Source organism: Massilia sp. CMS3.1 (genome assembly GCF_051262535.1).
Lineage (GTDB): Bacteria > Pseudomonadota > Gammaproteobacteria > Burkholderiales > Burkholderiaceae_D > Telluria.
Genome location: NZ_JBIMES010000083.1, coordinates 1 through 635, shown reverse-complemented (window position 1 = coordinate 635; position 635 = coordinate 1). Strand labels below are relative to the sequence as shown.

The 635-nt window shown below is 53.2% G+C and carries 1 protein-coding gene; it reads left to right on the top strand.

What is annotated here, in order from left to right; genetic code table 11:
• The coding region (locus tag ACHAC9_RS24525) for a WapI family immunity protein (protein ID WP_435764428.1) at positions 1–493 on the top strand (493 nt) is incomplete at its 5' end.
• Between the last annotated feature and the right edge of the window lie 142 nt (positions 494–635).

Below are 635 nucleotides of genomic sequence, written 5' to 3'. Positions count from 1 at the left end.
TAAGCGGACATACACCGAGACCATTTCACCCGTTAAGCTACTGAGAATGAACCGCTACATAGACGAACTAGGCGAGCCACATTTTCATCTTGCTGGCCTCAAGCTTTGGGTGCACGGATACCAGTATCGGGACGCGGACGACTACTGGGACGGAAATTGGCTGAACGCTACCGCGATCTGCTCTGAGAACGGTGCAACTGTGCTTGTACGGGGAGCCTTCATCCGCACGAACGAAATCTCCGATTGGCAGCATGCTGTAGACAAGCTGCTCGAGGAGATGGAGGGTGAGGCGAAACTCGCATGCATGGAGCCTGAGATTGGCGTAACGTTAAAGGCGCGGTCTCTAGGCGCAGTTGAGATGGAAGTGCAAATCACTCCGGACCAGTTAACTCAAGAACATCGATTCACCTTTTCCATCGATCAAAGCTACTTACATCCCTTGTCATCGCAGTGTGTGCGGTTGTTGAACGACTTTCCAATACGCGGCACTTGAAGGTCCGCAATGGGTCGGGAGCAGATGTTCCGCACGTCTGCGCTAGCAGGACTAAGATTTCCTAAATGGCAACAACTCGGATAGACTCATCTTAGAACCGGCGTCTGCAACCGGCCAGGAGCGGACGTGCGGCAAGCCAACT